This is a genomic window from Levilactobacillus parabrevis ATCC 53295 (genome assembly GCF_001434055.1).
GTDB lineage: Bacteria > Bacillota > Bacilli > Lactobacillales > Lactobacillaceae > Levilactobacillus > Levilactobacillus parabrevis.
In genome coordinates, this window is record NZ_AZCZ01000128.1 from 1 (window position 1) to 214 (window position 214).

Annotated in this window: 1 pseudogene; it reads left to right on the forward strand. The window is 45.8% G+C overall.

Features of this window, described 5'->3' with window-relative positions:
• Positions 1-17 precede the first annotated feature (17 nt).
• A pseudogene (locus FD07_RS12705) lies at positions 18-214 on the forward strand (IS3-like element ISBce13 family transposase); the annotation flags it as partial.

The following is a 214-nucleotide window of genomic DNA, read 5'->3' on the forward strand; positions in this document are numbered from 1 at the left end:
GACGGATTTCCCGGCTCATGAAGGAACTGGATATCCACTCCGTTACCGTCAATAAGTGGAAAGCGGCTTCGGCTTCCAAAACCAAGGTTGAACAGCGTCCCAACTTGCTTAAGCAGGATTTCTCGACCACTGGTTTAAATCAAAAATGGACCGCTGATATGACCTATATTCAAACGAAGCGTAATGGCTGGTGTTACTTATCAACCATCATGGA